The organism is Guptibacillus hwajinpoensis (genome assembly GCF_020524165.1).
Taxonomy (GTDB): Bacteria; Bacillota; Bacilli; order Bacillales; family Guptibacillaceae; genus Guptibacillus; species Guptibacillus hwajinpoensis_D.
Genome location: NZ_JAIVKU010000004.1, coordinates 762,601 through 776,034, shown reverse-complemented (window position 1 = coordinate 776,034; position 13,434 = coordinate 762,601). Strand labels below are relative to the sequence as shown.

At 39.1% G+C, this 13,434-nt stretch carries 15 protein-coding genes and 1 riboswitch; of the genes, 13 read left to right on the top strand and 2 right to left on the bottom strand.

The window, feature by feature from the left end:
• The 8 genes from argF (at position 1) to LC090_RS10985 (ending at position 8,163) form a co-directional block, all read left to right on the top strand.
• Positions 1-969 carry an ornithine carbamoyltransferase gene (gene argF, locus LC090_RS11020; protein WP_226658040.1) on the top strand — a complete coding sequence of 323 codons (969 nt, stop codon included), beginning with the start codon at positions 1-3 and terminating at the stop codon, positions 967-969.
• A 70-nt stretch (positions 970-1,039) separates the two neighbouring features.
• A complete protein-coding gene (locus LC090_RS11015; RefSeq protein WP_226658039.1) occupies positions 1,040-2,251 on the top strand; it encodes an argininosuccinate synthase in 1,212 nt (403 codons plus the stop codon).
• 12 nt (positions 2,252-2,263) lie between these two features.
• The gene (gene argH, locus LC090_RS11010) at positions 2,264-3,652 is read left to right on the top strand and encodes an argininosuccinate lyase (protein WP_226658038.1); all 1,389 of its coding nucleotides are present in this window, start codon (positions 2,264-2,266) and stop codon (positions 3,650-3,652) included.
• Positions 3,653-3,973: 321 nt separating this feature from the next.
• Complete coding sequence (locus LC090_RS11005; RefSeq protein ID WP_226658036.1) at positions 3,974-4,111, top strand: hypothetical protein; 138 nt, start codon at positions 3,974-3,976, stop codon at positions 4,109-4,111.
• Between the two features lie 123 nt (positions 4,112-4,234).
• Positions 4,235-5,104, top strand: a complete 870-nt coding sequence (locus tag LC090_RS11000) for a patatin-like phospholipase family protein (RefSeq protein WP_226658033.1) — start codon at positions 4,235-4,237, stop codon at positions 5,102-5,104.
• Between the two features lie 73 nt (positions 5,105-5,177).
• A complete protein-coding gene (aldA, locus tag LC090_RS10995) occupies positions 5,178-6,626 on the top strand; it encodes an aldehyde dehydrogenase (protein ID WP_226658031.1) in 1,449 nt (482 codons plus the stop codon).
• Between the two features lie 104 nt (positions 6,627-6,730).
• Positions 6,731-7,846, top strand: coding sequence for an aminopeptidase (locus LC090_RS10990; protein ID WP_226658029.1), 1,116 nt, complete (start codon positions 6,731-6,733; stop codon positions 7,844-7,846).
• A 110-nt stretch (positions 7,847-7,956) separates the two neighbouring features.
• A complete protein-coding gene (locus LC090_RS10985; RefSeq protein WP_098443633.1) occupies positions 7,957-8,163 on the top strand; it encodes a hypothetical protein in 207 nt (68 codons plus the stop codon).
• 132 nt (positions 8,164-8,295) lie between these two features.
• On the opposite strand, the gene LC090_RS10980 is transcribed toward LC090_RS10985, so the two are convergent.
• Entirely contained in the window at positions 8,296-8,568 is a 273-nt protein-coding gene (locus LC090_RS10980) for a helix-turn-helix domain-containing protein (protein ID WP_226658027.1), read from the bottom strand.
• Here LC090_RS10980 and LC090_RS10975 point away from each other — a divergent pair.
• The 3 genes from LC090_RS10975 (at position 8,519) to LC090_RS10965 (ending at position 10,951) form a co-directional block, all read left to right on the top strand.
• Positions 8,519-9,157 (top strand): SGNH/GDSL hydrolase family protein, encoded by a 639-nt coding sequence (locus LC090_RS10975; protein WP_226658025.1) that lies wholly within the window; start codon positions 8,519-8,521, stop codon positions 9,155-9,157. The two genes, LC090_RS10980 and LC090_RS10975, sit on opposite strands and share 50 nt — an antisense overlap.
• 70 nt (positions 9,158-9,227) lie before the next feature.
• Positions 9,228-10,514, top strand: coding sequence for an ergothioneine biosynthesis protein EgtB (gene egtB, locus LC090_RS10970; RefSeq protein WP_226658023.1), 1,287 nt, complete (start codon positions 9,228-9,230; stop codon positions 10,512-10,514).
• 116 nt (positions 10,515-10,630) lie between these two features.
• Entirely contained in the window at positions 10,631-10,951 is a 321-nt protein-coding gene (locus tag LC090_RS10965) for a thioredoxin family protein (protein WP_255648082.1), read from the top strand.
• A gap of 34 nt (positions 10,952-10,985) precedes the next feature.
• Here the strand turns inward: LC090_RS10965 and LC090_RS10960 are convergent, their stop codons facing one another.
• Positions 10,986-11,216, bottom strand: a complete 231-nt coding sequence (locus LC090_RS10960; protein WP_226658018.1) for a hypothetical protein — start codon at positions 11,214-11,216, stop codon at positions 10,986-10,988.
• Between the two features lie 284 nt (positions 11,217-11,500).
• Positions 11,501-11,589, top strand: a riboswitch (cyclic di-GMP riboswitch).
• Positions 11,590-11,614: 25 nt separating this feature from the next.
• On the opposite strand from LC090_RS10960, the gene LC090_RS10955 reads away from it, so the two are divergent.
• Both LC090_RS10955 and LC090_RS10950 read left to right on the top strand, forming a co-directional pair.
• Complete coding sequence (locus LC090_RS10955) at positions 11,615-11,767, top strand: anti-repressor SinI family protein (RefSeq protein WP_226658016.1); 153 nt, start codon at positions 11,615-11,617, stop codon at positions 11,765-11,767.
• Between the two features lie 474 nt (positions 11,768-12,241).
• Positions 12,242-13,024, top strand: a complete 783-nt coding sequence (locus LC090_RS10950) for an alpha/beta fold hydrolase (RefSeq protein WP_226658014.1) — start codon at positions 12,242-12,244, stop codon at positions 13,022-13,024.
• Positions 13,025-13,434 lie beyond the last annotated feature (410 nt).

Genomic DNA, 13,434 nt, shown 5'->3' with positions numbered 1-13,434 from the left:
ATGATGCAGTCGGTAAAAACGGAAAATGAAATCGCAGAAGGAATGAAGGGGAAAGATTTTCTAACGATCGCTGAACTGAGCAGTGAGGAGATTCATTATCTGCTGCAAGAAGCTGAACAGTTGAAAAAGCTTCAAAAGGAAGGGATTCCTCATGAAGAATTAAAGGGAAAAGTGCTTGGGATGATCTTCGAAAAGTCATCAACAAGAACGCGTGTGTCATTTGAAGTAGCGATGCTTCAGCTTGGCGGGCATGCTTTGTTTCTTAGTTCGAAAGATATCCAGCTTGGAAGAGGTGAGACGGTTGAAGACACCGCTAATGTGTTAGCAGGGTACCTTGACGGAGTAATGATTCGAACGTTTGGCCATGAGACGATTGAACGTTTTGCGAAAGCTTCTTCCATTCCGGTTATTAACGGCTTAACAGATACACATCATCCAGCACAAATTCTTGCTGATTTACTAACGATTATCGAGCATAAAGGTCATTTAAATGGTTTGAAAGTAGCTTATTTTGGAGATGGAAACAATGTGGCTCACTCACTTATTGAAGGGGCAGCGAAAGTGGGGATGAATTTCACGATCGCCTGTCCAGCAGGGTATGAACCAGATGAAGCGATCGTAGCGAAAGCGAACGAAGTAGCAAAAGAAAATGGTTCAGTCATTGAAGTAACCGCTGATCCCCTCGCAGCTGCTAAGGATGCGGATGTTCTTATTACCGATGTTTGGGCGAGTATGGGGCAAGAAGACGAGCAAGCTGAACGTGAGGGCGTTTTCGAACCTTATCAGGTGAATGAGGAGTTATGCATAAATGCTGATGAAAACTACATCTTTATGCATTGTCTTCCAGCGCATAGAGGAGAAGAGGTTACAGCGGAAATTATCGATGGTTCTCATTCAGTTGTATACCAGGAAGCAGAGAATCGTCTCCACGCTCAAAAGGCACTTTTGAAACTTTTATTAAAAAGTTAAATTTTTTTCGTGCAATTTGAATAAATATACGTTATCATAGATATTAATACAAAGATAAGGAGTGGATGACATGGCAAAAGAGAAAATCATTCTTGCTTATTCCGGAGGTCTCGATACCTCCATTTCGATAAAATGGTTAGAAGAAAAATATGGATACGAGGTTATTGCCCTTGGACTTGATGTAGGTGAAGGGAAAGATCTTGAGACGATCAAGGAAAAGGCGCTGAATGTGGGTGCCTCAAAAGCTTATATGATTGAAGCAAAAGAACTTCTTGCTGAAAACTATCTTTTACCAGCATTAAAAGCAAATGCATTATACGAAGGGAAATACCCGCTATCCTCAGCATTGTCACGTCCCCTCATTTCAAAGCTTCTAGTTGAAGCGGCTGAACGTGAAGGAGCTACGGCTGTGGCACATGGATGTACAGGAAAAGGAAATGATCAGGTTCGCTTTGAAGTATCGATTCAAGCGTTGAATCCGGACTTGAAAGTGATCGCTCCTGTTCGTGAATGGGGAATGACGCGTGATGAACAGATTGCTTACGCACAAGAAAAAGGGATCCCGGTTCCAGTTAAACTTGATAATCCATTTTCAATTGATGCCAACATTTGGGGGCGTGCATGTGAAGCTGGTGTACTTGAAGATCCGTGGGCTGAGGCTCCAGAAGCAGCATTCGATTGGACAGCACCAATTCACCTAACACCTGATGAGCCGGAATACATTGAAATTGATTTTGAAGAAGGGTGCCCAACAGCACTTAATGGCCAAAAGATGGGGCTAGTTGATCTTATTGAAAAGTTAAATGAAATCGGCGGCGTCCACGGTATTGGACGTATTGATCATATTGAAAATCGTCTCGTTGGGATTAAATCAAGAGAAGTATATGAAAATCCAGGCGCGCTCATTTTGATTAACGCTCATAAAGAATTAGAATTTCTAACACATACTCGTGAAGTATCACAGTTCAAAACGACGATTGATCAGCAGCTTTCCAAACTGATCTATGATGGTTTATGGTATTCACCACTTCGTCAGGCGCTTGAAGGGTTCATTAACGAAACCCAGAAAGTAGTAAGTGGTAAGATTCGTCTTAAATTACACAAAGGGTCAAACACAGTAGTTGGACGTAAATCAGAGAACTCTCTCTATAACGAACAACTTGCAACATATCTTAAAGGTGATCTCTTTGATCATGACGCTGCGGTTGGATTCATTAAACTATGGGGATTACCTACAAAAGTGAATGCGGAAGTGCATAAGAAACAAAAAGTAACTCAATAAGGAGATGTTAGTGTGTCTAAGCTATGGGGTGGACGCTTTACGAAAGAAACGAATAAGCTTGTAGAAGAATATACAGCTTCGATCCAGTATGATAAAGAACTAGCAGAAGAAGATATCGAAGGCAGTCTGGCCCATGTTCAGATGCTTAGTGAATGCGGTGTGATTAGTTGCTCTGATAAGGAAGAAATCGAGCGTGGCTTACACGTTGTTCTTGAGAACATTCAAAATGGAACATTTGACTATGATGTTTCTCAAGAAGACATTCATATGAACATTGAAAAAGCACTTATTGATGAAATAGGACCTGTTGGAGGAAAGCTGCATACCGGTAGAAGCCGTAATGACCAGGTTGCAACGGATATGCATATGTACCTTGTAAAAAAGGTTAACCTTTTTATTTCACATATCGAAGAGGTTCAGCAGGCGATTCTAAGCCAGGCTGAATCTCATGTTGAAACTGTTTTACCAGGTTATACACATTTGCAGCGTGCTCAACCTGTATCATTTGCCCATCATATGCTAGCATATTTCTGGATGTTTGAACGTGATAAGGAAAGATTTCAAGACAGTTTAAAGAGAACAAGCATGTTACCGCTTGGTGCAGGCGCACTAGCTGGAACAACTTTTCCGATTGATCGCCATCGCACGGCAGAACTGTTAGGCTTTGACGCGGTTTATCCGAATAGCATGGACGCTGTTAGTGACCGTGATTTTATTGTCGAGTTTCTTTCAAATGCTTCCGTGCTTATGATGCACATGTCACGTTTATCGGAAGAATTGGTGATTTGGAGCAGTCAGGAGTTCCAATTTATCGAACTAGATGATTCTTTTTGTACGGGATCAAGCATTATGCCTCAGAAAAAGAATCCGGATGTACCTGAACTTCTTCGAGCGAAAACCGGTCGAGTGTATGGGAATTTGTTTAGCTTGTTAACTGTATTGAAGGGACTACCTCTTGCTTATAACAAAGACATGCAGGAAGATAAGGAAGGTATGTTTGATACAGCCAAAACCCTTGATGGTGCTCTTCAACTCTTAGCTCCTATGATTGAAACGATGAGTGTTAAAACTGAAAACATGAAGCAAGCTGTAAATGAAGATTATTCTAATGCAACCGATATTGCGGATTACCTTGTGAACAAAGGAATGACGTTCCGTGAGTCACATGAAGTCATTGGAAAAATTGTACTTTACGGTATCGAGAGAAAGAAATTTTTACTTGATCTTACAATGGAAGAATTTAAATCATTTACGCCATTATTTGAAGAAGATGTTTTTGAAGTGCTTAAGCCTGCTAATGTGATGAACGCAAGAAAAAGCTATGGAGGTACGTCGCCAGAGCAAATCGCAATTCAGATTCGTTTAGCCCATGATCATTTAAATGTAAAAGAAAACGCATAAAGGGCCCTATCCGATAGGATAAGACCCTCATGAAGAAGGAAGTTATTAGCGTTTGCTAAACAAGCGATGGGGTAGAACGGTAGTTGTCTTTTGGAGACACCTCTTTCTAATGAAAGTTGTTAGAGCCTTGTTTTACCAACAGAGTAGTTCAACGCGACCATCTCCTTAAAAGCTTCCGTTTTCCTTATGCACTTTTGTTCTTCCCTCTTCACTAATTATCATGACCACTTTCATTTCGTTCTATACATGCCCATTCCATTTTTTTTCGGATACTTTTTTTCTGTAAGTGGGAGAATAGAAAGAGATGAAAGGAGGGGTAAGATGGGCCGAGGAAAGGCATTTGATCATAAGAAAAAAGGGATGGAACGCGAACGACCAAAAACAGCAGATCAAACAAAGTTTCCCTATGAAGCATCCACGGGGCATAAAACGATCAAGAATGAAGAAAGAGAAGAATAAAGGAAGCTTCCTGCACAGGCAGGGAGCTTTTTACATTCAATTAAGAAACGAAGCTTGGTTTCTTGAGGTTCATTTCCAACTCCAGTAAACTTATAGATAGATAATTGAAAAGGGGACTTTTAAATGGATTCAGTTGGTCTTGTACTTGAAGGCGGAGGGATGAGAGGCGTCTACACGGCGGGAGTTTTAGAGTATATGATGGAGCACGATTTATACTTTCCCTACGTGATAGGTGTATCTGCTGGGGCCTGTAATGCAGCGTCTTACCTCTCAAGACAGAGTGGAAGGAACCGTACCGTACTTATCGATTATGTGAATCATCCAGAATACATTTCATACAAAAATTTATTGCGTAAAAAGCAGCTGTTTGGAATGGATTTGATTTTTAATGAAATTCCGTCTACACATGTGCCTTTCGATTTTCATACGTTTCAAAATGCGACGGAACAATTTGTTATTGGCACAACAGATATTACGACAGGGAAACCTTATTACTTTAATAAGAAAGATGATGGAGAACAAATTCTTTCGATTTTAAGAGCATCGAGCTCACTTCCATTTATGGCGCCGCCCGTGCAAATTGATAATGGATTTTACTTGGATGGCGGTATTACTGATCCAATTCCTGTTCAAAAATCGGAGGCGGATGGAAATAAAAGTCATGTTGTCATTCTGACGCGAAATGAAGGATATCGAAAGCAGAAATCAAAATTATCTTGGATGATTCAACGCCTTTATCGGAAAAATCCTGCGTTGGCAAAAGCCATTACAACACGATATGTTCATTACAATCAAACGCTTGATCATATTGAAGCAAACCGAGACAATTATTTTATCATTCAGCCTTCCACGCCACTTGAAGTCGCACGAATCGAAAAATCACAACTTCGTCTAACCACTTTATACAATCAAGGTTATGAAGATATGAGGGGTCATCATCAAGATCTTGAGAATTGGCTTGAAAAGAGGGAATTAACGAAAGAAACAGTTTGAATGTGTGATCATATGTTTAATCATGTAGCTAACTTGGGAACAGTTCTCCAACACTATGTAGGAGGTCTTTCAAGTGAAAAGCTATCAACTATACATTAACGGTGAATTTACGAACAGTCATTCAGAAGAAATGCTCGACGTGATCAATCCAGCGACAGAAGAAGTGATTTCAAGAATTCCGAAAAGTGATGAGAACGACGTGCAGCGTGCAATCGAAGCTGCTAAAGCTTCCCAAAGAGAATGGGAAATGAAACCCTCGATAGAACGAGCTGAATACTTATATAAGATTGCAGATAAAGTAGAAGAAAAAAAAGACACCTTTATTAACATGTTAACTGAAGAAAATGGTAAAACAGTCGATGCTTCACAGGCAGAAGTAGAATTAACAATTGACTACTTCCGCTATATGGCAGGTTGGGCAAGAAGATACGAAGGAGAAGTACTCCCGAGCGATCGCCCAAACGAAAATATCCTTGTTTTCAAGAAGCCTATTGGAATCGTCGGCGGGATTGTCCCTTGGAACTTCCCAATGTTTATCTTTGCTCGAAAAGTAGCACCAGCGTTTGTCACAGGTTGTCCGATTATTATTAAACCAAGTCAATATACACCAAATACAGCCTGTGAGCTAGCAAGTATTATCGATGAAGTAGAGGTCCCTAAAGGGGTATTTAGCTTAGTTACTGGTAAAGGTTCAGACATTGGTACTCCTCTTGCTTCTTCACCAGACGTACAAATGATTAGCTTAACGGGAAGCTATCCAGCTGGTTCAAAAGTAATGGAAGCAGCTGCTAAAAACATTACAAAAGTGAACCTTGAGCTTGGGGGTAAAGCGCCAGCGATCGTAACGAAACATGCGAACGTTGACCTAGCCGTTGAGAAGATTACGACATCTCGTATCACAAACAATGGTCAGGCTTGTACAAATGCAGAGCGTGTTTATGTACATGAAGATGTAGCAGAAGAATTTATCTCAAAAATCACCAATACTTTTAAGAATACTAAAGTAGGGGACTCTTTGAACGAAGATGGATGTGACATTGGTCCACTTGCGAACAAACAGCAAATCGATTCTGTCGAAGAAATGGTGAATAATGCCATTAAGGCTGGGGCTGTAGTGAAAACAGGTGGGAAACGTGTTAATCGGGATAAAGGCTTTTTCTTTGAACCAACCGTTCTTACTGATGTTTCGCAGGATATGAACGTCATTCAGGAAGAAATTTTTGGTCCTGTTTTACCAATTGTCGTTTATAGCGATTTTGATAAAGTGCTTGAAATGGCAAATGATACACATTATGGTCTATCTTCATCAATTTTTAGTGACAATATGCATGAAGTTATGAAAGCTTCTAATGTACTCAGATATGGTGAAACATACGTGAACCGTGAGAATTTTGAAGCTGTTCAAGGTTTCCATGCCGGTATGGGACAATCAGGTATCGGTGGTGCTGATGGAAAACATGGTCTTAACGAATATCTTAAGACTCATGTCATTTATATGGAGTACGATCAAGATATCAAATAATGAAACCGGGCGTATGCCCGGTTTTCTAATGTTTGAAGAATGATGAATGTAGGGCGTATAATAGAAAGGTAGAACAATATTAAGATGAGGAAAAGAGGGAGAATATGTTTGATTCTCGTATTATAGAGTTTGCTGAGAAGTTAGTACAATACTCAACTAAAGTTCAGCAGGGTGAACATGTCTTAATCGAAGCCTTCGATGTAGACAATTCGCTCGTTCGCAGCATTGTGAAAGAAGTACATAAAGCTGGGGGATTTCCACATGTGAACCTAAGAGATAATCAAGTTCTTCGTGAGCTATTAATGAATGCCACAGAAGAGCAAATCACAGAATGGGCTGAAATTGATTTAAATCAAATGAAAAAAATGGATGCGTATATTGGCATTCGAGGTTCAGAAAACATAAATGAGTTATCAGATGTACCGGAAGCAAAAATGGCATTATATAATCAAATTTATAAAACAAAAGTTCATAGTACTCAACGTGTGAAGCATACGAAATGGGTTGTGATGAGGTATCCTAACGCATCCATGGCACAGCTTTCTGGCATGAGTACTGAAGCATTTGAAGACTTCTATTTCAATGTTTGCACGATGGATTATGCAAAAATGAGTGAAGCGATGGATGCCCTTGTTGATCGTATGAACAAAGCTGATGAGGTACGAATTGTTTCTCCTGATACGAACCTAAGCTTTTCTATTAAAGATATTCCAGCTGTAAAATGTGCTGGAGAACTTAATATACCTGATGGCGAAGTATTTACAGCACCGGTTAAGGATAGTGTGAATGGTGTTATTACGTATAACACACCTTCTCCATATAATGGATTTGTGTTCGAAAATGTTCAGCTTACATTTGAAAATGGAAAAGTGATTGATGCAGTTGCAAATGATACAGAACGACTCAATCAAATTCTAAATACTGACGAAGGTGCGCGATATATTGGAGAATTTGCAATTGGTGTCAATCCCTTCATTCGTGAGCCGATGAAAGACATATTATTTGATGAAAAAATTGATGGGTCATTTCATTTTACTCCTGGACAAGCATATGATGAAGCACCAAACGGCAACGATTCTTCCGTTCACTGGGATCTTGTCTTAATCCAACGACCTGAATATGGTGGTGGAGAAATCTGGTTTGATGACGAGTTGATTCGTAAAGATGGGAAGTTTGTCCCAGAAGCCCTTCAAGTGTTAAACCCTGAAAATCTTAAATAAAGATGAGAAACGCATCCACCGGATGCGTTTTTTCGTACAGATGACCAATCACATTTTCATTTCTTTGAATATAAATAAAGAAAACTACTTAAGACAGGAAGTGCCTTCCAATGGAAATACATTGTGATGGATGTACGAAGGAGATGAGAGACTGGGAAACCATTCATATGGTAAAGTTCGATAAATGGTATGTTGGTCATTTCAACTGTTTATTGAACTTGAAAAAAAAATTAAATCTCAATAGACCGATTAAGTGGGATAAATTAGAGGGGAAAAAGGATAACCAGAAAGACTCAGATGGAAAAACAGCAAATTAGATCGAGGGGCAAGAAAAGACGCTAACTTTAATTAGCGTCTTTTCTTGTATATACCATCTCTTCATTCGCCGTTTTCTTCCATGTAGGTTGTGGCTTGTTCTGGATGGATCGTAAAAGTGAGCGGTGTTTTCTTTATGTAGCCAGCCTTTTAAGTTCTTTAAACGTGGCGCTCACTGTTTCTCTTGTTGAACCGATCATCGTGGCAATATCAAAATGTGTTAACTGAATGTCAATGGTTTGCCAACCATCTATTATTTTCCATAATTTTGAAAGGCGTTTAATAGCTAAGTAAGCTGAGTAACAAGAGGGAGAGGAGAGGAATAATGTAGAGCATCTACAATTAAGAGGTGATCCTATGTTTGACTCGCATACTCCAGTAAGATATACCGCAATAGGAGACTCCATTACGTTAGGCACTGGAACGGTTTTATTTACTCCTACGTTTGTAGACTTTTATTCCAATTCGCTACATTCCAATTTGCAAATTCCGGTTAAAGTGCAGACTTTTGCAGAAAATGGGGCGACGACTGCAGATGTGAAACGATGGCTTTATTGCTCCCAAATCCCAATGAGATACTCGCCAGTCATTACGGTGACAGCTGGAGGAAACGATCTTATTGATGCAGCTGAAGCATACGGTATTACTAAAGATGAAGCTGTTTTAAACGAGGCTTTGCATGAATGTTGTCAGAATATGAGTTGGATTGTAACCTACTTATCGAAGGAGCTAAAACAGAATTATGCTAATGCGATGATTCGGATAGTGAATTTGTATAATCCGATTCCAGACTTACCTTTTTCAGATTTTTGGGTTAAGGCGTTTAACCGACATATTGAAACATGTTCAACTGGAGAATTTGTTGAAATTGCCAATGTTTTTCCTGTTTTTAAAGGGAGGGAAAAACAATTTTTGGCTTCAGACGGTATTCACCCCAATACACAGGGCCACAAAGAAATTTCAAATGTACTTATGAAAACAGGAATTAATCTATAAATGTTTAATTTATTTAATGCAAGGGTAAAATTTCGTGTTATCACTTTAATCGTATTTTGGGGAGGAACTTATGGTAAAACAATCAATTCAAATAAACGAATTACGAGAACAAATGCTTCATTCCTATAAGGCGACGCGCGCAATGACTAATACATTAGTAGAACCACTTGAGACCGAGGATTTTACCATCCAATCAATCCCAGATGTAAGTCCACCCAAATGGCATATGGCTCACACAACTTGGTTCTTTGAGACGTTTATTTTAAAAGAGTATAAAGAAAATTATGAGTCTTTTCATAAAGAATTTGACTATTTATTTAACTCATATTACGAAAGTGTTGGAAGTTACTTTCCACGACATGCAAGAGGGTTACTAAGTAGACCAAGTATCGATAAAGTAAGAAGCTATCGCTCAGATATCGATGAAGAAATGATGGACGTCATTAAGTTAATCGATGAAGAACATCTCCATCAAATTGCGGATCTAGTTGAAATTGGGCTAAATCATGAACAGCAGCATCAAGAACTTTTAATGACAGATATTAAATATAATTTCTCAGTTAATCCGCTTTATCCTGTATACCATTCACTTGATGTCGAGCCAACAGTAAAGGCGACACCGCTTGAGTGGGTATCATTCGAGGGTGGACTTATTGAAACGGGTAAGAATGAAGGAAACGGCTTTTCTTTTGACAATGAGCGGCCAGTACATAAGGTATGGCTTGAGCCATTTAAGTTAGCGACGAGAACCGTGACGAATGGAGAATACATGGAATTTATCAATGCTGGAGGCTATGAGCAGGCTACCTACTGGTTATCCGACGGTTGGGCAACAGTGAAGAAAGAAAATTGGAAAGCGCCACTTCATTGGATCGAAAAAGATGGTGAGTGGTATACATTTACACTTCATGGGCTAGTCCCGATTAATCAAGAAGAGCCCGTTACCCATATTAGTTATTACGAAGCCGAAGCATATGCAAGCTTTGTAGGAAAACGCCTACCTTCAGAATCAGAGTGGGAAGTTGCAGTGAGGGATCAGCCGATCGTTGGTAATTTTGTAGAGGATGGTCACTATCATCCGGTTGCATCAGTGAAAGAAGAGGAAGGCAACATTAAAAAAGCTTATGGAGATGTATGGGAATGGACGAAAAGTCCTTATATGCCATATCCAGGTAACAAACCTCTTGACGGAGCATTAGGTGAGTATAATGCTAAATTTATGAGCAGCCAAATGATTTTACGTGGAGGATCATGCGTCACTTCGCAATCTCATATCCGTCCGACGTATCGTAATTTCTTTGGTCCTGAGAAACGCTGGCAGTTTACGGGTATTCGACTTGCAGAGGACGTAGAATAACAGGCTCCCACTTCTTTAGCTTATAAATCTTATGACGAAAATAGCGTAATCTTCCTTGCAGACATTTGAAGATTATTTCGATATAATTGTCTCTGAAAAGAAAGATAGAAGGAGCGATGAATGTGAAAAAAATTGCAACGGCTGAATCTTATCAGTCCTTTATTAATGATGAAAAGGTATCTATTCTAAAATACGAGGCAAACTGGTGTCCAGATTGCAAACGACTAGATTTTTTCATTGATGATATTATAAATACTCACCAAGATAAAGCCTGGGCTCAAATTGATATTGAACAGTTTCCTGAAATTACAGAGGAAAATGATGTAATGGGAATTCCGAGTTTGCTTATTTATCAAGATGGAAAAAAGATTGGTCACTTGCATAGTGCCAATACTAAGAATCCAGATCAGGTTAAAGAGTATTTAAGTCAATTTTAATGAAGAAAGAAGATTGCCTGTGTGCAATCTTCTTTTATTTAGTTAGGACATATTGAACTGTGCCATCAATTAATGAGTGGACATAGGCGATGGAGTAACCAATACTGAGATAAATCGAAAGCGTTTCGCTACAAGAAGAGTGAATAGGTTCCGTTGGTGCATGAAGACTTTTGTACAGTGAAGTTGTTTTGTTTAAAAATGGAGAACATTGAAGGAGTATAACATGAGTGCCGCTCCATGAAGTCCCGATCTGGTTTCTGCTCATCATTATCCTCCTTTATCTAATTTTGAATGATCATTTTCACAACTTCTCAACGACCAAATTCCATTTAATTTAAGTAACAGATAGAAACAGTCATCTAAATAAGATATGAGATAAATAAAGGTTATGCTTTTAATATGACTTTATTTTAAAAATATTTTGAATTTAAACTTAGTAACTGGTATATTAGTAGCATATACCGGCATACTTCTCTTAAATATTTGTAGGCTTTTTGAAAAATTGTAGGATTTCTAGGATAATGGTCGGTGCATGTCATTTCTTAATTCTCCAGATAAGGGCAAACCATTCTAAAGGATGGGACGCAAAGACACAGGTCTACTGTTGGGTCACCAACTACGACGGCTGGTCCTCCTGGAAAACCCGATAAGGAGGAGAGAAGAATGACCATGGCAGAGATTAAGCCTAAGAAAGTACTGGATCAAGAATGGGTTATTCTAATGAGGGCTGCCCGCGAAATTGGACTACAGAAAGAAGAGGTAAGGTCATTCTTAAGACAAGACAGAGAGCCGACATCTATGAATGTACATAAATAAAGAGCGTCCTAAGAGTAATGAGTTCCGTTACAAATCGCAATCAATGAAAATACAGACTAAAATGTGCCACAAATTGTATAGCAATTTGTGGCTTTGTTTTTTTGATATAAAAGAATTTACATTAAATATGAACAAAATTTGCAGGTAAATTTACATGCGAATTTACCGATCCGCATCAATACAAGGACTTATTAATGTGGAAAATACCAAAAGGAATCCTCAACGATTGGAGGCAATAGCTGCCTGCATAGGGACTACCGCTATTTGTGCTAATAGGGCAGGTTAAGCTAATAATTATGGTCGGATTACCTTTCAAGTAACGGTTTGGTATTGAAAATAGAAGGAACTTTATTGGTGATGTAGAATTGAATGTTTATGTAATTTAGTGTATAGATTAGCAGTATATTGATTGAAATCTTGTGACAGGTGTAGGTGGGTTAAATTCATCCATTTTTTGAGGGGAAAGGTGATTATATGAAAAAAACCCAGTCAAAAGACGGCACAACCTTGGCGTACGATGTCTACGGTAATGGTCCAGCACTCATTTACATAACGGGTGCAAGCTGCCATCGCTCATTTAAGCCTATAGTGCGAGATGCCAAAACATTTGCCACTGAATTCACTGTTTACAATTACGACCGACGTGGACGCGGCGATAGTGGTAACACACTGCCTTATACTATAGAACGTGAAATTGAAGATATAGAAGCCATGATTGATGCGGCAGGCGGTAGGGCGCATTTGTATGGACATTCTTCTGGTGCTGTAATCGCACTCGAGGCTACGCTTCGACTTGGAAACAAAGTGCAAAAAGTAACGATGTATGATGCGCCATATGTACGTGACGAGAAAGAAAAAGCCGAATACAAACAATTAAGTCAAAAAATACACAAACTTCTCAATAACGAGAAAAATGCAGAAGCAATGCTTACATTTTTGAAGGGGATTGGGATGCCAAAAGTATTTGTTTTATTGCTACCGTTATTTCCTGGCTGGAGAACTACGAAAGCTCTAGCTCCAACTCTTGCTTATGATATTACTCTAACACAGGATATGCCACCCGTTGAAAGAGCTACTCGAATATCCATTCCAACGCAAATAATCGTTGGTGAAAAAAGCCCGGACTCGATAAATGATGTTGGTCGCCAACTAGCGAAGGCAATTCCAAACGCAAGGTTTGTACAACTTGCAAAGCAAGACCACATGGTTAGCGGAAAAACCCTTCTGCCAATCCTTTCGAGCTTTCTCAAGGAATAATGCCTTAACAACTACTTAAAAAAAGATTATTGAAAAGAGTGGCTGGACTGGTTTGGTCTAGACCTCGAAATCGACCATTAATGTATATTGCTAATATTATTAGCGAAACCGTTCGATCATTATCCAATGAAACGTTTATTGGAGATATAGGCGGTGATGAATTTGTAGTCATATTACCTCATCACGAATACAAAGAGGTTTGTCGGAATAACTTAAGAAACTTTACATATGACTTACATTCCTTTTTTAGGACTGAACACATAGAGTTGGGGAAATGCGGTCTTATTCTCGAAGTGGAACGTTAGAGGATAAACCTCTCACTTCTTTATCTATAGCTGTTATTACAAACTTTTCACATCATTTGAGACAGTAGAGGAAATCGGTGAAAAATCTGCTCAGGAAAAAAAACA

Bases quoted from the DNA above. Each gene is read 5' to 3' on its own strand.
- LC090_RS10950 (WP_226658014.1), top strand. From the start codon at position 12,242: ATGAAAAAAACCCAGTCAAAAGACGGCACAACCTTGGCGTACGATGTC.
- LC090_RS10965 (WP_255648082.1), top strand. From the start codon at position 10,631: ATGAATGTGAAAAAAATTGCAACGGCTGAATCTTATCAGTCCTTTATT.
- LC090_RS10960 (WP_226658018.1), bottom strand. From the start codon at position 11,216: ATGAGCAGAAACCAGATCGGGACTTCATGGAGCGGCACTCATGTTATA.
- argF (WP_226658040.1), top strand. From the start codon at position 1: ATGATGCAGTCGGTAAAAACGGAAAATGAAATCGCAGAAGGAATGAAG.
- LC090_RS10985 (WP_098443633.1), top strand. From the start codon at position 7,957: ATGGAAATACATTGTGATGGATGTACGAAGGAGATGAGAGACTGGGAA.
- egtB (WP_226658023.1), top strand. From the start codon at position 9,228: ATGGTAAAACAATCAATTCAAATAAACGAATTACGAGAACAAATGCTT.
- LC090_RS11005 (WP_226658036.1), top strand. From the start codon at position 3,974: ATGGGCCGAGGAAAGGCATTTGATCATAAGAAAAAAGGGATGGAACGC.
- LC090_RS11015 (WP_226658039.1), top strand. From the start codon at position 1,040: ATGGCAAAAGAGAAAATCATTCTTGCTTATTCCGGAGGTCTCGATACC.
- LC090_RS10990 (WP_226658029.1), top strand. From the start codon at position 6,731: ATGTTTGATTCTCGTATTATAGAGTTTGCTGAGAAGTTAGTACAATAC.
- LC090_RS11000 (WP_226658033.1), top strand. From the start codon at position 4,235: ATGGATTCAGTTGGTCTTGTACTTGAAGGCGGAGGGATGAGAGGCGTC.
- LC090_RS10980 (WP_226658027.1), bottom strand. From the start codon at position 8,568: ATGGAGTCTCCTATTGCGGTATATCTTACTGGAGTATGCGAGTCAAAC.
- LC090_RS10955 (WP_226658016.1), top strand. From the start codon at position 11,615: ATGACCATGGCAGAGATTAAGCCTAAGAAAGTACTGGATCAAGAATGG.
- LC090_RS10975 (WP_226658025.1), top strand. From the start codon at position 8,519: ATGTTTGACTCGCATACTCCAGTAAGATATACCGCAATAGGAGACTCC.